The organism is Lysinibacillus sp. FW12, from assembly GCF_050817245.1.
GTDB lineage: Bacteria > Bacillota > Bacilli > Bacillales_A > Planococcaceae > Lysinibacillus > Lysinibacillus irui.
The window spans coordinates 1,675,343-1,693,027 of the sequence record NZ_CP139094.1 but is presented as its reverse complement, the minus strand read 5'-3'; the positions used below and the strand labels follow the sequence as shown (position 1 = coordinate 1,693,027).

The following is a 17,685-nucleotide window of genomic DNA, read 5'->3' as shown; positions in this document are numbered from 1 at the left end:
CCTGTTATGCATAATAAAAGGTTATTAAAAAACTCGTTCCTTTGTTAGGTTCACTGATGACTTCGATATCACCCTGTCCTTTTTCAATGATTTCCTTTATTAAAAATAACCCTATTCCTCGGTCTTTTTGCTCTTTTGTAGAATAACCATTATCAAATATGTGCTGCTTGATTTCCTCCGTCATGCCTATACCATTATCGGTTACTAAAATAGCTAAGACATCATCGTCTTCATCTACTGAAACATGAATCACTTTCTCTTCAACTTGTGCATCCTTTAAAGCATCAAAAGCATTTTCTATTAAATTACCAAATAGAATAACAAAATCATGATGATCCAAGTTAGGTGGGAATGACGTTAAGCGACTTTCACGATCAACTTCCAGACGAATTCCTTGTTCCTTTGCATAGGAAATTTTACTAAGCAAAAGCCCTGAAATATTTTCATTTTTTATACGTTCATTTAAAAAGTTGGTGATTTCATCGTGTTCTTCTTTTACTTGCGTTAAGTATGACAAAGCCTGTTCATGATGTCCAAGCTGTAAAAGACCAGCTATAGTATGCAGTTTATTTTTATGCTCATGTGTTTGCACACGAAGTGCTTGTACAAATGCCCTGACACCTGTTAATTCTTCAGCAAGCTTTTTCACTTCCGTACGATCTTTAAACATTGCCACTGCCCCGACGGTTTTTCCGTTGACTTGAATCGGAATACGATTACTCATAATACTATGATTATTAATATAGAGTTCACGGTTAAATAATGGTTGATCTAGCTCCAAAATTTCAGGAAGTCGAGTATCGGGAAGGACATGAAAAATTTTCTGACCAATTAGTGCAGATGGTTTTTCATGTACACCTAATATGTCACATGCTTTTTCATTAAAAATCGTTATCGTCAAATCATTGTCGATGGCAATGATTCCTTCATGCATGGCATTAAACGTTTCTGTCCGTTCTACATACATTTTGGCAATTTCATGAGGCTCTAATCCAAACATTTGTTTTTTCATATGAAGCCCTAATGTACGCGCACCCCACGCACTAAAGATTAATGATAAGATGACAGTAATGATAAGCTCTGTTTGCATTGATTGCAGCAATTCTACAACGGTAAGAACACTGTAACCAACTATCGTAACACCAATTTGTTGTCCCTTATTATTCATAATCGGTACAAATGCTCGAACCATATCACCATGTCCCCCATGAGCGATTGACGTATAATAATGCTCTGAAAAAGCAGCGTTTAAATCACCAGATTGGGATATTCGTCCAAGCTCCTCGCTATTTGGATGAGAGTATTTGCGTCTTTGCATATCTAAAACAACAATATACTTCGCCCCATTTATATCACGGATTTCTTCAACTATTGGGTTAATATGTTGTATCGCCTCATTAAAATTTTTATCGGTTATATAGGTTTTTATTTCGGGAAGCTGTGAGACGGTTTTTGCCACAAGTAATGCTTGATCACTAAGTTGGGTCTTTTGTTCATTCATCACAAACCCCAACAAAAAAGTGCCACCAATACTAAAGGAAAGCATCAGAATAAAAAAAGTCAGCGACATAATTTTTCTCTGCATAGATAACTTTTGAAATATCAAAATGATTGCCTCCCTCCTACTATATTTTAGCTTACTCCATATGTTAGAATAACAAAAACATCAGAAAATACGAATTAATTGGGTGTATTCAATGAAAAAATTTATTATTGGAACGATTGTAACCGTCTTTGTTTTAATCGTAGCAATCAGTGTTCAGCAAGGATTACTCTTTGCTAAACCGCTTCCCTATGATGATGAGCAAAAGGGCTTAGACTCACAAATTACTATTCATTTAAGTCATGTGGTAGCCGAAAATACCCCAAAAGGACAGGCAGCCAATAAATTTGCTGAGTTAGTAGAAGAGAAAACAAACGGGAAAGTCAAAGTCCATGTGTACTCAAATTCCTCTTTATTTAATGATGAAAATGAGTTTCAGGCCTTACAAAAGGGTGACGTGGAAATGATTATCCCCACTTTTTCGAAGATGACCGCATATGTGCCTAATTGGCAGGTGCTTGATTTACCGTATCTGTTTAATACAGATGAGGAAGTACAGGAAGTCCTGACAGGTTCTATTGGGGAACAATTAGTAAAAGAGCTAGAACCGTTTCATATTAAGGGACTGGGCTTTTGGTACAATGGCTTTAAGCATTTAACGTCTGTCGACCAACCCATTCATACATTTGAAGATTTACAGGGCTTACGTATACGAACAATGCCAAGTAAAATTTTAGAAAAACAATTCGAAGTAATGAAAGCAACACCAATTCCCCTTTCTTTTAGTGAGGTTTTTACAGATTTAGAAAAAAACGCAATTGATGCACAAGAAAATACAGCCTCTAATATTTACTCTAAAGGGTTTTACAAAGTACAAAAGCATATGACGATCACTCAGCATGGAATTTTAGGCTATGCTGTCTTAATGAACGAAACATTTTGGAACTCTCTACCTGTAAAAATCCAACATCAATTGATTTCTGCAATGAAAGAGACAACAGAATGGCAATTTGAACAGGCAATACTTATGAATGAAAAAGATATGGAAAAGCTCAAACAGCAAGCTGATTTTACTGTTTATACGATGAGCCCTTCAGAAAGACAGCGTTTTAAAGAGCAGCTAGCCCCTGTCTACGATTTTTATAAAACTCATATACAAAATGATCATGTTTTATCCAAGATAGAAAAGATTGTTACTCCCTAATACTTTTGGTCATTAATGATTAATCCTTACAAATAGTAAGGATTTTTTCTTTTGTATTATAATAGATTACCTATTTCCAAAACTACTATAAAACAGCTACAAACCATTGCTATTCTTACCTTTATCTCCCCGTCACTCAAAAATGAACAAAATGAACAATAGAAACTTTACGGTCATAAAAACTATTGTCGGAAAATTTCAGCTATGATAACCACATGAAAGCGTTCACACAATAGCCATAGTTGTTATAGGGGGAAAACTATATGCGTATAAATTTTAAAAACTTAACGGTGCAAGTATTGATTGCCATTGTACTAGGTATCCTAGTCGGAGCAATATTCCCAGAATTCGGTGCGAAGCTAAAAATACTTGCAGATATCTTTATCAAATTAATCAAAATGTTAATTGCACCTATTATCTTCCTAACTGTTGTAATAGGTATTGGTAGTATGGGTGATGTAAAAAAGGTTGGAAAAATTGGGGGAAAAGCGTTAATTTATTTTGAAATTGTTTCAACCTTCGCTCTTGCAATCGGCCTAATCGTCGTAAATATCGTTCAGCCAGGTAAAGGTTTTAATACAGAGGCTGCCAATGGGGCTGATGTCTCTCAATATACAGAGGCTGCCGCAGCAGAGCATGGCTTAGGGGCTTTTATTATGCAAATTATTCCTGAGAATGTCGTTGGGGCATTAGCGAATGGTGAATTATTACCTGTTTTATTCTCTGCCGTTTTATTTGGACTAGCTGCTGCAGCTATTGGGGAGCCTGCTAAGCCTGTCATTAAATTTTTTGAGCAAGTAGCAGATATCTTCTTTAAAATCGTTAACATGGTCATGAAAATTTCTCCTATTGGTGCATTCGGTGCCATGAGCTATACAATCGGTAACTTTGGGATTAAATCACTCGGAAACTTAGGATTTTTAATGCTATCTGTTTATATTACGATGTTTATTTTTATCGTTGTGATTATTGGCTTGATTACACATTACTTTGGCTTTAGTATTTTTAAATTTATTAAATACATTAAAGAGGAAATTTTTATCGTTATTGGGACTTCTTCATCAGAATCGGCCTTACCTTCTATGATGCGTAAACTGGAAAATTACGGTTGTTCTAAGCAAGTAGTCGGACTTGTTGTACCAACAGGCTATTCATTTAACTTAGATGGAACTTCCATTTACTTATCAATGGCTGCCATCTTTATTGCACAAGCGTACGGTGTGGATTTAGATATTTGGCATCAGATTACGTTATTAGCCATCTTAATGCTCACTTCTAAAGGAGCAGCGGGTGTAACAGGCTCTGGCTTTATTACACTAGCCGCAACATTGGCAGCATTTCCGATGATACCAGTAGAAGGGATTGCCCTATTGATCGGAGTAGATCGTTTTATGTCAGAGGCACGTGCTGTCACAAACCTAATTGGTAATGGCGTAGCTACGGTAGTTGTTTCAAAAATGGAAAAAGAATTTGATACAGAGCAAGAAAAGCGTGCTCTTTCTGGGCACACTCAAATGCCATAAATTTAAACAGGCTGCTGAAAGCGAAATAAAAATTCGCTATTTCAGCAGCCTGTTCATTTTAAGATAATTCAACTTTTCACGAGGTAAGCTGATAAAAGATAAAGTAATTTTATCTGTTCGGCTTCTAAAAGATAGCTCTTTTCCTGAAACCTCCTCAACTGCTTACTCGTATAGATAATGACTGGAGGTTTCTTTATGGCAATATTTACACTTACGTATCCTAAAGCTTTGAAAAGCTTTACCCATATTCCAATCGTGAATGAACAAAATGAAACAATATGTGTGCTTCAAAAAGTAGAGCGTTCCTCTGCCGGCAAAGTACTGAATGCTGTTTTGCTAGTAGCAGCACAGCAAACATTGCCCTATCGTTATGAAACACGATCTACATTAGGTGCACCCCTTTTTCAAGTACAATCTACCCTATTAACAAAAGGAGTCAGCCATCAAATTGTGATGCCTGATGGTAGTTTGATACCGATTCAACGGAAAACAGTCCAATTATTGGAATCCTCTTATTCATTTACAATGGACGATTTAGACTTTCGGTTTGAAAAGGATTTTACTTCTACCGCTTATCTATATTGCAATAATGAAAAGATTGCTAGTGCTAGTCCTATTGAAACGGAGTTAGTACGAACAGGTATACAGTTTAAGCTTTTCCAGGCAGATGATATGCACTTTGTTGCACTCCTTGCAACTCTTTATCAAGCACTTTTTGCCATTACTACATAGTTTGCAGATGTAAATATGACAAAGGTATCGACGAATAGACTCTCGATGCCTTTGTCATAGATCCTCTTTTACATGATTAATTTATTTTTTGACGTTGCGCATTTAATATATTAATGACATAAGAATTATTTTGTGAAGCATTCGCTTGTACAATTTTTTTAATGGCTTCTTCTATCCCTATTGCTAACTGAATTCCTTCATGACTGGCGCCTTTTATCGTAGTTTGAATCGTAATAGTCGTTCGATTTTCAATGACTAAGTATTCGTATACATCAAAGTCTTCTAAACCTGCGATTAGCTCTTCCATCAACAGGTTGATATCATCCCCTATTTTCTTGTTGTCATCGCGCAACGAGGTAAACTCCCATCTTTCAAAAACGATGGGATAGTTTTTTAAAGGAGACGATTTAATTGCATTTTTGGCAATAGACTCCATATCTTTTTTGACCGTCTGCAAATAATCTTCTGTGCCGACTACTTGGATTACCAATTCCTTCTCTTCAGTCGTTTTAACATCAATCCCGACATACTTTTCAAGTAGCTTCTCCTTTAATCGAGAAAGGCTTAACTCTTCATTCGTAATAGGTGGTTGCTCCCCTTTATTTGCTACTGACTTATCATCTACTACTAATTTATCAAACAGGATTAGTATAGCTATTATCACCACTAACAACCCTATAACAAGCCCAAACCTTCTAACCATTGAATCCCTCCTGATAGGAAGGTATGACCCTTACTACTTCAATATTCACTTTTTTATAGGGATTCAGCAGATGCAGTGCGAGGTGTTGTAAAGAGAAATGTCTCCCTCAACGACTAGCTAGTCATTGTATTGCTTACTTTTCCTGATATATTCCGGGACGCGAAATAAATTCGCTTAATTTTGTCCATTTTATGTCAAGCTTTTCAAAAAGGAGTACACTAAAAAGGTAGTAATTCTAATATTTTGGAGGGTGTTTTATATGGACACAAAAGCAGCGGATATTAAAAATATACTGACATTAAATCTACTCGTACAAATTTTAGAGGAACGTGGCATTATGACAGATAAAGAATTAAAAGAACGCCTTACCAATACAGTTAAACTATCTTCTATGGAAAATGATTTAAAAGAAAAAGTTATTGAAGAAATTAAGCATTAATGTGTGTTATCACATCAAAAAACGACCGCTTCCATAATGATACCATCTTTGAAAGGGGTCGTTTTTTTCATAATAATACTTAAGATCGAATTGTTTTTAAAGCTGTTGACCAAGGAATGAGCTGATCTAACATTTGGTGAACAGAATCTGCTTGCACCTCTTTTGGTTTAAAGACAGAGCCATTTTCAAAATCAGTAAATAATGATAATGCCGGATGAACTCGAACATCTGCCACTAGTAGTTCTCCAAGAATGCCTCGTAAATGTTCAGCAGCACGTGCACCTCCAACAGAACCATAGGAGACAATACCAGCAGCTTTATTATTCCATTCTACTCGTAAATAATCTAATGCATTTTTTAATGCACCCGTAATGGAATGATTGTATTCCGCAACGATAAAGACAAAGCCGTCACATGCTGCTACTTTTTCTGACCATGCAGCTACACCTGAAGTATCTCCACCTGGTTCTCCTAAAAATGGTAATTTAAAATCTGCAATATCAATGATTTCATACTCTGCATCACGGCGTTTTTCTGCAACTTCCTTCACCCATGTGCCAACCTGTGGGCTTACACGCCCCTCTCGCGTACTTCCTAAAATAATACCAATTTTCAACATATAAATTCTCCCCACTTCATCCTTTATTGTGACTATTCTCGCTTCCTGTACGCGATTGCCACTCATAACCATTTTGGTCAAGAAAATAGTCCATTAATCATCACTACTCTAGGAATTGCAAGTATTATCTTCAATTCAAGATTAAATTAACATAATTCTTTATTTTCTGTCAATTATTTATATTAGAGGGTAGAGAGCCTTTATTTCAATTTTATCGGTTGCTCCAATGCTTCGAGTTCCTCCTCAATTGCAGCATATTGTCTTTCTACAACATATTTAGCATCAGATAGAGCTGCATTATAAATATGGGGAGCAATCTGCTCCTTAATAAAATCTAACACACGCTCTGCTTCAAATTCACTAATGTCCTCATCACGCTGATTATAGAAAAATCGTTGAATATCAGCAAGTATCATTTCTTGCTGGTCTTTTGATAAACGGATAAACACGACAACTTCCCCATTTCTTTTAATAAATTATAAATTTATACCAATCTTATCATTATCAATAGATTGTTTGCATAAAAAAGGCTGAAACACTAGTACTACTAGAGCTCAGCCGCAATATTATTATTGACACTCAAAGGAATAACTAGTGGATAAAAAGTTTTTTTCCTTTGAAACTATCGCTTGTCCACCATCATCCTCACATTGTTGGGTCATAGCATCTATTTTCTTATCATTGATGGTATTCGTCATGACCGTCATACCAATGCCAAAAACAACGATGAATACACCTATTATAATCCATAACTTACCGGCTTTATTGCCAGCTGGTCTTTCACTAGCCACAATGTTCCCCTCACTTATACAAATAAAAATGGTTCAGTATGAATGGTTGATTGTACAAATTCAACTTGATATTTTTTATCTTCGCATAGTGTAGCCATTTTTTGGGCAACACCTGCAATCATCACTTTTTCTACATGATGACCAGGATCGACAATTTGTAAGCCAATAGCCTGTGCGTCTTGTGCCGTATGGAAGTACATATCACCTGTTAAAAAGACATCTGCACCTGCACGCTTCGCCGCATAAATATACTTATTACCGTCTCCCCCTACAAGCGCCACTTTGCTGATCTTTGACTGTAAATTACCTACGACACGAACTGCTGGGACTTTTAGTTGCTGCTTTACGAACTCAGCAAATTGCTGTAGCGTCATTTCCTGTGATAAGTAACCTACACGCCCTAACCCCATAACATTTGTTTGTTGCTCGAGACGTATAACATCATAGGCAGGCTCCTCATAAGGATGACTTGTGAGCATTGCCTTTAACACTCTGTTTTTAATGGATTCAGGAAATACGACCTCCACTTTTACTTCTTCCTCTACATGTAACTCTCCAACAGAGCCAACAAACGGTGTTGCCCCTGCTAATGCACGAAATCGCCCTTCACCAGTCGTCGTATAGCTGCATGCTTCATAGTCCCCAATACGACCTGCACCAGCCTTTTCAAGCGCCTCACGTAAGGCTTCTGCATTGGCAGTTGGTATAAAGACGGCTAGCTTCAACAGATTTTCAGCATACGTTTCTTCTAATATAGAACGATTTTCTAGGTTTAGGGCATCTGCAAGTAAATCATTGACCCCACCTTCAGCCACATCTAAATTTGTGTGTGCCGCATATACAGCAATATCATGTTTAATAAGCTTTTCATATAAGCGCCCTGCCGGATTATCTGTGCGGATATTCGCTAAACGTCTAAAAATTGGAGGATGATGAGCGATGATCAGCTCACAACCTTTTTCAATTGCCTCGTCCGCCACCTCTTCATTGACATCTAACGTGACTAATACTTTATGAACAGGCTTGTTGAGCGTCCCAATGGCTAAACCAATTGGATCATTTTCCATGCAAGCTAGTTTCTTGGGCGACCATGATTCAAATACTTGAATGATTTCTTGACCATTTACCGCTTTCATCTTACAAAACTCCTTCCACTAAACGTATTAAAGCCATTAGCTCTGCACGTTTTTCTTCAATTTCAGGTGTCTGTTCTGCTCCTTCAATAGATTGAAGGACACGTTGCCAGTTGTCTTTTTCACGTTGCCATTTTTTTATAAATGCTGGTGATTTGCGTTGGCTTAGTTTAGGGCCAACTAAAATCTCTGCTGTTGATAGCTCCATTTGCCCTCTTTGTAATACAAGGATTTCATAGATTTTATCATCTTCTTCTAAAATCTCTTCATCAAGGATCGCCCATTCATGTGCTAGAGCCCACTCCCGAATGACCTTGGCATGTATATTGGGTTGTAAGATAAGACGTGTGACACCTTGAAGCTTTTCGGGATGCTTCTCTAGAATGGAGACAATTAAAGGTCCTCCCATTCCAGCTATTGTCACCGTATCTACATGGTCTGCCTCTTCAATCGCTGCTAATCCATCAGCAAGACGTACTGTAATTTTTTCTACTAAGTTTTCCTTCTGAACTTGTCCTACAGCTGATTCATAAGGTCCTTTGACAACTTCCCCTGCTATGGCACGAGAGGCTGTTCCTTGGTGAATCAAATAACATGGTAGATAAGCATGATCACTACCAATATCCGCCATGACAGCTCCTGTTGGAACAAATTTTGCTACTGTTTCTAATCGCTTTGAAAGTTTTTGTGCGTTCATTTTATACCGCCTATCTTCAATAGAGTCCATTAATAGTATGGATGATGTCGTGAAAAAAAACAAATGGAGTTGTCCATATTTCTATGTGGACAACCCCATTTTATTATGTACCTAAAAGTCCCAAGACGACCTCGGTGCATTCTTTTAAAGATAAAAGTAGCTGTACTTTAGCAGTACAGCTACTTGTCAGTCATACTATTCTAAAGTAGAAATGTATTCAGCGATTGCTTTTGCTTCCTCTTCAGTTTTCATGTTAGGTTGCATAGGAGTACCTTCGATACCCTTTGTTAAAACTTCTACGATATGTGCTTCATCTAAGCCATGTAGATTTGGACCCATACTACCAGTTAAATCACCACCGTGACAACCGATACAAGATTGTACTAGTGCTGAACCATCAGCATTCGCGTCTGTAGTTTCTGTAGTAGTTTCGCCACCACCCTCATGTTCAGCAGCAATTTCTTTCTTGTTATCTGCACCTTGTAAAGACATGAAGAAAATAAGACCAATACCAAATGCCAGAATTAAGATGTAAGGAACGACTGGATTGTTTTTCATAAGTTTCCCCTCCTCATTTTAAGTCTACTTCTATTATAATATAGAATCAGTCAACATCTAATATTGTACTTCATTAACAAAGAAACGAAAAGCCCTATTCGCTAAGTTTTCCTTTGTTTGTAACAAATTCGACATTTCTGTATCTATTGGATAAAATATGTCTTGCAAACACCAAAATTTGGTCAAATTGATCCCCCTATCCAACTCTTTTTCCTTATACTCTTGCTGTTATCATACCCTTTGCAGACATTCATATACCAAAAAATAAAAAAATCTGTATGCTATGTTTCAGCATACAGACTTTATTAATCCAAAAGATGAGAACTTTATTTACATGTTGATCAAATTGTAGATTCATTGTTGTAGAATAACATTTTTTAATGGTAAAGCTTATTTCGATGGAAATATTGTATGCGTACTGAGTTAAGATAAATTTATGATATAATACCCAATCAGTGCTAGTAATCCTAAAGCACCTGAGACTGTGAAATATAACAGTTTCATTTTAATACCCGACCAAAGCCATATTAGACAATTCGCTGCAATCAAGCAAAATAAAACCATATTATTTCCACTAAAATATGTAGTGCAAATGCGGATAGACATACTAAACAGCAGAATTGCCGCTAATACATGAAAAATAGGGGCTAGTAGTTGTTTTTTTCGTGCCATTTGCCATGCAACAATGAATAATATGCACGCGCCTATCCCCACAAGAACAGTTAAGATCAAAGTCAAAGATTTTATTGTAAAATAGATAGCCAATACAGCCATAATGGCGATACATAGACCTACAACTAACAGGATCATTTTTCTTTTTTCTGATGGTAAGATCGCTTGTTTAGGATGTTGCACTGGTTCTATTTCCTCTATATCTGCTCCTTCCGTATAAAGAGCTGCTAGAAAGTCGCAATAGTGCTCTGGCAAAAGTTTATTTTGCTTCCAAAACAAAATTTCATTCAGAATTATTTTTTTTCGAGGATTTGTCATAGTGTTAGCTCCAAACATTGCTTAATAATGGTTGTATTACAATTTTATCTCACACTATTTAAAAATACATCTGTACAAAGTAGCAAATCCATCATTCCCTTCATTCTAATTATCTATTATTGGAGATAACTAGATAGGTGAATAGAGGGGCACTTTTCATTTTCACTGTATAAAAAAGAGCTATCCAACTAGGTATTTTCACACTAATGGGATAGCTCCATCTATTTAAATTTACTCTAAGAAGTCTTTTAAACGTTTACTACGAGATGGGTGGCGTAATTTTCTTAATGCCTTTGCTTCAATTTGGCGAATACGCTCACGTGTTACGCCAAAGACTTTCCCTACCTCTTCTAAAGTTCGTGTGCGACCATCATCTAAACCAAAACGTAGACGAAGTACATTTTCTTCACGATCTGTTAAAGTATCTAATACATCTTCTAACTGCTCTTTTAACAATTCATAGGCTGCATGATCAGATGGAGATTGTGCTTCGGAGTCCTCAATAAAGTCTCCTAAATGTGAATCATCTTCTTCTCCAATTGGTGTTTCAAGAGATACTGGTTCTTGTGCAATTTTTAAAATTTCACGTACTTTTTCAGGTGTTAAATCCATTTCTTCACCAATTTCTTCTGGAGAAGGTTCACGGCCTAGATCCTGTAAAAGTTGACGTTGTACACGTATTAATTTATTAATGGTTTCGACCATATGAACAGGAATACGGATTGTACGAGCTTGGTCAGCGATTGCACGTGTAATAGCCTGACGAATCCACCATGTAGCATAAGTAGAGAATTTAAAGCCTTTACGGTAATCGAATTTTTCTACCGCTTTAATAAGACCCATATTTCCTTCTTGAATTAAATCAAGGAATAGCATGCCACGACCAACATAACGCTTCGCAATCGATACAACAAGACGTAAGTTAGCTTCTGCAAGACGTTTACGTGCTTCCTCGTCCCCTTGCTCAATACGCTCTGCAAGAGCAATTTCTTGTTCAGCTGACAGTAAATCTACTCGGCCGATTTCCTTTAAATACATACGTACAGGGTCATTAATTTTAACACCTGGTGGTACACTCAAATCATTTAAGTCGAAAGTTTCTTCATTCGCTTCTTCTTTCATGAGACTTTCTTCTTCAAATTCTTCTTTACCAATGATTTGAATATCTTTATGCTTTTCAAGATCCTCAGCAAAATGGAAAATTTCTTCGTTTTCCAATTCATAAGGCGTTAGTTTCTCTGAAATTTCTTTCATAGAAATTTCACCTTCTGTTTTTGCTTTTTCTTGTAGGAATTTTTTTGCATCATCTAATGTAATTTCTACTTCTATCTCTTTTGAACGTTCTGACTTGTCCGCCATAAACCTTCCTCCTTCTAAACAACCGAATCGGGTTAAATCGCCGATAACGATTTTCTTAAATGAATAATCTGTTGGGCGATTTCAAGTGCACGTGCATACTCATGCATCTTCTCCGCTTCCTTTGACTCATGCATCTTTTGATAAATTTCTTGCTCAATTCTATATTTTTGAAGCTGACGGATGGAGTCCATAACCTCTGCCTCTGCTTGATCAGGATCTCGCTCGACTAAAGCTGCTTCCATAACAATCTTCCGTAATTCAGCGTCATCTAAGATTTCCACAAAGCGTTGATAATCTGGATGACCATATTCCTCATAAAATCCTACTAAGCGAACAAAAACTGCCATATAAGCATCTCGTACAAATGGCTCTTTCTGGTCACTTCGTAATACCCTGTCTACTACATCTATATTATGAAGCATATGAGCCAGTAATAAACGTTCGGCACGTTCGGCTGCGTCCATAGGCTTTTGTTGCTGTGTGACTGGCATTGAAGGCATCTGTGTAGGTATTTCTGCTTTTGTAGAACGTACCTGATTAGCCTCCAGCTTTCGGAATTGGGCATAAATAGCTTCTTCCGAGATATTTGTTTCATTTGATAGCTGCCGTATATACAAATCTCGTTCCACTGGTGATGATCTACCTACCAGCTGTTCTAGGACTTCTTGAATATATTGAAGCGTATCATTTTCAAATTGAAAGTTCTTATTGCGTCTAGCATGCATCATCATAAAAGCAATATACGCATGAGGGTTTTCCAAAATTTGTTCCTTAAATGCTTGTCCACCTAAAGTGCGAATATATTCATCAGGATCTAATTTTTCTGGTAACACAGCAATATTAACTTTCATCCGCTCCGTATGCAGTAATTGCGCCGCTCGTTTTGCTGCATCAAATCCAGCATTATCACCATCATAGCAAATCGTAATCTGCTCTACTAAGCGCTTTAGCTTTGTGATATGCTGATTTGTTAGCGAGGTACCCATAGTCGCAACGGCATTCATTACACCTACAGAGTTAGCTGCTAGTACATCCATAAAACCTTCCATCAATACTACTTGACGATTTTTTCTGATAGAAGTTCGTGCTTTATCTAGGTTATATAGCACTTCACTTTTTTGAAATATTGGTGATTCTGGACTATTTAAATATTTCGCTTCCTCACCAGTTGATGAAATTATTCGACCAGAGAAGGCAATGATTTTACCATTTTCATCACGAATAGGAAACATGATTCGTCCTCTAAAACGATCAAAATAACGTTCTTCTCCCTCTCGCTTAATGATTAAGCCACTTTCCGCAATTTCTTGTAAGTTATAACCTTTTCTTTCAAGCAATATTGTTAATGCATCAAAGCTTGGGAGAGACCAACCAATGTTATTAGATTCGATAAGTTCCCTTGTAAATCCTCTTTCTAGTAAATAATTTAAAGGTTCTTCGCCATCCTCTGTATTTAATAGTAGATGGTGAAAAAAATCTGCCGCAAAAGCGTGTGCTTCCTTCATCCTTTCTTCTGCTTTAGATACTTTTTTCGTTCCCCCTGGAAAACTTGGCTCAACATCTAATTGTATGCCAACACGTTCTCCAAGTTTCACAACTGCATCAGGAAAAGAAATACCTTCCATATCCATTACAAAAGTAATAGCATTTCCCCCTGCACCACAACCAAAGCAATGAAAAATTTGCTTATCAGTTGATACAGAAAAAGATGGTGTTTGCTCTCCATGAAATGGACAGAGGCCAAACCAATTTCGCCCACGCTTGGTCAGCTGCATGTATTCACTAATTACATCAACGATATCCGATTGTGTACGAATCTGTTCAATTACTTCTTCTGGAATTTTCCCTGCCAAATCCATCACCATCTTTTATATTTGCGTTATAGAAACACAATTCGCTATTCGTTTTAAAATTCCTTTATTTCTCGACAAAAAATTAGGATTTTTCTCTTATAAATATTTTTACCACAATTTTATTATTATAAAACAAAAATTAGTTTTTATCTATACCATTTTCAAAATCCACTCAAAAAAACCGCCTCTACTAACCGAGGTGGTTTCAAATTACTTTCTTATTTACAGGTCAAAATATGTTCTATGATTGTATTTGCTGTCTCTTCTACCGCTTTGTTCGTCACATCTATAACTTTACAGCCTATTTTATCGACAATTTTTTCAAAATGTTGGATTTCTTCTAAAATTCGTTCATGCTGTGCGTATATGGCATCATCATTCAATCCAAGTGACATTAATCGTTCTTTTCTTATAGAGTTTAACTTTTCAGGTGAAATGATTAAGCCAAAGCATTTTTTTGGATCTAGCTGTAAAAGCTCTTCAGGTGGTTCTACCTCTGGAACTAAAGGAACATTTGCCACCTTATATTTTTTATGGGCTAAATATTGTGAAAGTGGCGTTTTGGACGTTCTTGATACACCCACAAGGACAATATCCGCCTGTAGTAACCCACGTGGATCTCTACCATCATCATATTTTACCGCAAATTCAATCGCTTCTATTTTTTTAAAATAATCATCATCAAGCATATGAACAATACCTGGTGTTTCTAAAGGATTCTCTTCCATAAAGGTCGCCATGGATTGTAAAGCTGGTCCTAAAATATCCACGGCATGAATTTTTTCTTGTTCACATAGATCATGTAATAATTTACGCATTTCTTGACGAACTAGTGTATAGACGATAAATGCTCGCTGTTGTGCTGCAAGAAAAACAATTTTACGAATAAGCTCCTCGGATTGAATATGTGGAAATCGACGAATAACAGTATTTTCAAGACCCGGTCGGAACTGGCTAATAACTGCTTTTGCAACTTGATCACCAGTTTCACCGACTGAATCAGATACAACAAATACGCGTAGTCTTTTCATGCAGTCTCCTTCTAACTTTAGACATTTTGTGCAAGAGATAAGAAAGCTCGTGTAATCGTTGTTTTTGTAAGACGACCTACTATGGTCAAACCACCCTCTTGGGGTTCAACCACTGGTAGCGAATCAACTTCTCGTTCAATAAGTTTGTTCGCCGCGACAACTAAAGAATCGGATCTTTCACAGTACGAAATATTTGGCATACGTGTCATAATAATATGTACTGGAATTTTATTTAAATCCTGCGTGCCAATACTAGTACGCAGTAAATCTTTGCGAGATAGTACGCCTGTCAAAAACTCATTCTTATCTACGACAAAGAGTGTACCAACATCTTCAGAAAACATAAAGCAAATTGCATCATAAACCGTCATAGTTTCTGGTACTACTACAGGACCCGAATGGAAATCCTTCACTTTTAAATTATGAATACTATCCATTAGGTTGACAGATGCCTTTTTACCTGAATAAAAATAACCAACTCTTGGTCTTGCATCTAAAAATCCTGCCATTGTTAGAATGGCTAAATCTGGTCTTAAAGTTGCTCTTGTCAGATTGAGACGTTCGGCAATATGTTCACCAGTAATAGGGCCGTTTTCTTTTACAATTTGTAATATGTCTTCCTGACGTTTATTGAGTTCGATTGGACTCACCGCCTCAAATCTAATAGTGTTATACTTATGCTCAATTATTATATACTATTTTAATAATTATTGCGAATTAAAGAACTACATGCTACAATATTGACACATACGCTTGCTCTATTTGTATTTTCGAGCAAAATTGCGTTATACAGGCGATGATGGGAAAAAAGTATCTGTTCCATTCAATAGCGAGTAGAAGATGGTGAAAGTCTACATAGCAACAGAGAAAAGGCACTCCCTGAGCTAACTTTTTAAAAAGAGGTTTTAAACATTTGTTTAAAACAATCAGGGTGGAACCGCGGGTATTAGCACTCGTCCCTGGGCATACATTGTGCCCGGAGACGGGTGCTATTTTCATTTAGTCCAACTAAATGAACAAACTTTAGCGATTTACCGCTAAAAGAATAATCTGTAAAACTAAGAAGGAGGCTATTTTATGGCTAACAAATCAATGGAAACCATCGTATCATTAGCAAAACACCGAGGTTTTGTCTTCCCAGGCTCAGAAATCTACGGTGGTCTAGCAAACACTTGGGATTATGGTCCACTAGGTGTTGAATTAAAAAACAATATAAAAAAAGCATGGTGGCAAAAATTCGTTCAAGAATCAGAATACAATGTAGGTATTGACGCGGCTATCTTAATGAATCCAAAAGCTTGGGTTGCTTCTGGTCACGTGGGTAATTTCAATGACCCAATGATTGACTGTAAATCTTGTAAAGCTCGCCATCGTGCAGATAAAATTATTGAAGATGCTGCGCTAGCAAAAGGTGATGAAATCATTGTCGATGGTATGACATTCGATCAAATGAAAGAAACAATGATTAAATATGACGTTGTATGTCCTGATTGCGGAAAAGCTGATTTCACAGATATTCGCCAATTCAACCTTATGTTTAAAACTTTCCAAGGTGTAACGGAATCGTCTACTAATGAAATTTACTTACGTCCTGAAACGGCACAAGGTATATTCGTAAACTTCAAAAACGTTCAACGCTCTATGCGTAAACGTACACCTTTTGGTATTGCACAAATCGGTAAGTCTTTCCGTAATGAAATCACACCAGGTAACTTCACATTCCGTACTCGTGAATTCGAACAAATGGAGCTAGAATTCTTCTGCAAACCAGGTGAAGACCTTGAATGGCATGCATATTGGAAAGAATTCTGTAAAAATTGGTTACTAAACTTAGGCATGAAGGAAGATTCTATGCGTCTTCGTGATCACGAGGATGATGAGCTATCTCACTACTCAAATGCGACAACAGATATCGAATTCAAATTCCCATTTGGTTGGGGAGAGCTTTGGGGCGTTGCTGATCGTACAGATTACGATTTAAAACAACATATGGAACATTCTGGTGAAGATTTCACTTATATCGATCCAGTTTCAAATGAACGCTATGTTCCTTATTGTATTGAACCATCTTTAGGAGCAGATCGTGTAACATTAGCATTCCTATGTGATGCTTATGATGAAGAGGAGCTAGAAGGCGACGATAAACGTACAGTGTTACGCTTCCATCCTGCTTTAGCACCATTCAAAGCTGCTGTTCTACCACTTTCTAAAAAATTATCTGATGAAGCGGCTAATGTTTGGGCTGAGCTTCGTAAAGCGTTCCCTGTTGATTTCGATGAATCACAATCTATTGGTAAACGTTACCGCCGACAAGATGAAATTGGTACACCATTCTGTATCACTTACGATTTTGACTCAAAAGAGGATGGCCAAGTAACAGTTCGACACCGCGACTCTATGTCACAAGTTCGTATGCCAATTGCAGAAGTAAAAGCATATATTGAAAAACATCTTCAATTCTAATGTTTAAATTACCAAAAGAGGGAGTAGCCGATAAGGCACTCCCTCTT

Annotated in this window: 18 protein-coding genes; 5 read left to right on the top strand and 13 right to left on the bottom strand. The window is 37.0% G+C overall.

Going from position 1 to position 17,685, the window contains the following annotated elements; genetic code table 11:
- Positions 1 to 4: 4 nt before the first annotated feature.
- A complete protein-coding gene (locus SJW71_RS08640; protein WP_431812197.1) occupies positions 5 to 1,585 on the bottom strand; it encodes an ATP-binding protein in 1,581 nt (526 codons plus the stop codon).
- 112 nt (positions 1,586 to 1,697) lie between these two features.
- On the opposite strand from SJW71_RS08640, the gene SJW71_RS08635 reads away from it, so the two are divergent.
- From SJW71_RS08635 to SJW71_RS08625, 3 genes are all read left to right on the top strand, one after another.
- Positions 1,698 to 2,747 (top strand): TRAP transporter substrate-binding protein, encoded by a 1,050-nt coding sequence (locus SJW71_RS08635; protein WP_341386584.1) that lies wholly within the window; start codon positions 1,698 to 1,700, stop codon positions 2,745 to 2,747.
- A gap of 263 nt (positions 2,748 to 3,010) precedes the next feature.
- Positions 3,011 to 4,270 carry a dicarboxylate/amino acid:cation symporter gene (locus SJW71_RS08630; RefSeq protein WP_274793778.1) on the top strand — a complete coding sequence of 420 codons (1,260 nt, stop codon included), beginning with the start codon at positions 3,011 to 3,013 and terminating at the stop codon, positions 4,268 to 4,270.
- A gap of 195 nt (positions 4,271 to 4,465) precedes the next feature.
- Positions 4,466 to 5,002 (top strand): tubby C-terminal domain-like protein, encoded by a 537-nt coding sequence (locus tag SJW71_RS08625; RefSeq protein ID WP_274793779.1) that lies wholly within the window; start codon positions 4,466 to 4,468, stop codon positions 5,000 to 5,002.
- Between the two features lie 76 nt (positions 5,003 to 5,078).
- Here the strand turns inward: SJW71_RS08625 and SJW71_RS08620 are convergent, their stop codons facing one another.
- On the bottom strand, positions 5,079 to 5,705 hold the full coding sequence (locus tag SJW71_RS08620; protein ID WP_274793780.1) for a hypothetical protein: 627 nt from the start codon (positions 5,703 to 5,705) through the stop codon (positions 5,079 to 5,081).
- 259 nt (positions 5,706 to 5,964) lie between these two features.
- Between SJW71_RS08620 and SJW71_RS08615 the strand changes: the two genes are divergently transcribed.
- The gene (locus SJW71_RS08615; RefSeq protein WP_274793781.1) at positions 5,965 to 6,144 is read left to right on the top strand and encodes a hypothetical protein; all 180 of its coding nucleotides are present in this window, start codon (positions 5,965 to 5,967) and stop codon (positions 6,142 to 6,144) included.
- Between the two features lie 79 nt (positions 6,145 to 6,223).
- Here SJW71_RS08615 and SJW71_RS08610 read toward each other — a convergent pair whose 3' ends face one another.
- The 11 genes from SJW71_RS08610 to SJW71_RS08560 form a co-directional block, all read right to left on the bottom strand.
- Entirely contained in the window at positions 6,224 to 6,763 is a 540-nt protein-coding gene (locus SJW71_RS08610) for an NADPH-dependent FMN reductase (protein ID WP_274793782.1), read from the bottom strand.
- Between the two features lie 200 nt (positions 6,764 to 6,963).
- Positions 6,964 to 7,212 carry a DUF2164 domain-containing protein gene (locus SJW71_RS08605; RefSeq protein WP_322605679.1) on the bottom strand — a complete coding sequence of 83 codons (249 nt, stop codon included), beginning with the start codon at positions 7,210 to 7,212 and terminating at the stop codon, positions 6,964 to 6,966.
- A gap of 120 nt (positions 7,213 to 7,332) precedes the next feature.
- Positions 7,333 to 7,554, bottom strand: a complete 222-nt coding sequence (locus SJW71_RS08600; RefSeq protein WP_274793784.1) for a hypothetical protein — start codon at positions 7,552 to 7,554, stop codon at positions 7,333 to 7,335.
- 14 nt (positions 7,555 to 7,568) lie between these two features.
- Complete coding sequence (locus SJW71_RS08595) at positions 7,569 to 8,690, bottom strand: Nif3-like dinuclear metal center hexameric protein (protein WP_412927212.1); 1,122 nt, start codon at positions 8,688 to 8,690, stop codon at positions 7,569 to 7,571.
- Between the two features lies 1 nt (position 8,691).
- On the bottom strand, positions 8,692 to 9,384 hold the full coding sequence (locus SJW71_RS08590) for a tRNA (adenine(22)-N(1))-methyltransferase (protein ID WP_322605677.1): 693 nt from the start codon (positions 9,382 to 9,384) through the stop codon (positions 8,692 to 8,694).
- 195 nt (positions 9,385 to 9,579) lie between these two features.
- Positions 9,580 to 9,942 carry a cytochrome c550 gene (gene cccA, locus SJW71_RS08585; protein ID WP_274793787.1) on the bottom strand — a complete coding sequence of 121 codons (363 nt, stop codon included), beginning with the start codon at positions 9,940 to 9,942 and terminating at the stop codon, positions 9,580 to 9,582.
- 423 nt (positions 9,943 to 10,365) lie between these two features.
- A complete protein-coding gene (locus tag SJW71_RS08580; RefSeq protein ID WP_274793788.1) occupies positions 10,366 to 10,932 on the bottom strand; it encodes a hypothetical protein in 567 nt (188 codons plus the stop codon).
- Between the two features lie 231 nt (positions 10,933 to 11,163).
- Positions 11,164 to 12,291, bottom strand: a complete 1,128-nt coding sequence (rpoD, locus tag SJW71_RS08575; protein ID WP_004227165.1) for an RNA polymerase sigma factor RpoD — start codon at positions 12,289 to 12,291, stop codon at positions 11,164 to 11,166.
- A gap of 32 nt (positions 12,292 to 12,323) precedes the next feature.
- A complete protein-coding gene (gene dnaG, locus SJW71_RS08570; protein ID WP_274793789.1) occupies positions 12,324 to 14,156 on the bottom strand; it encodes a DNA primase in 1,833 nt (610 codons plus the stop codon).
- A 206-nt stretch (positions 14,157 to 14,362) separates the two neighbouring features.
- Positions 14,363 to 15,175, bottom strand: coding sequence for a pyruvate, water dikinase regulatory protein (locus SJW71_RS08565; RefSeq protein ID WP_274793790.1), 813 nt, complete (start codon positions 15,173 to 15,175; stop codon positions 14,363 to 14,365).
- A gap of 17 nt (positions 15,176 to 15,192) precedes the next feature.
- Complete coding sequence (locus SJW71_RS08560; RefSeq protein ID WP_274793791.1) at positions 15,193 to 15,825, bottom strand: helix-turn-helix transcriptional regulator; 633 nt, start codon at positions 15,823 to 15,825, stop codon at positions 15,193 to 15,195.
- Positions 15,826 to 16,252: 427 nt separating this feature from the next.
- Between SJW71_RS08560 and SJW71_RS08555 the strand changes: the two genes are divergently transcribed.
- Positions 16,253 to 17,638, top strand: a complete 1,386-nt coding sequence (locus SJW71_RS08555; protein WP_274793792.1) for a glycine--tRNA ligase — start codon at positions 16,253 to 16,255, stop codon at positions 17,636 to 17,638.
- Positions 17,639 to 17,685: the final 47 nt, after the last annotated feature.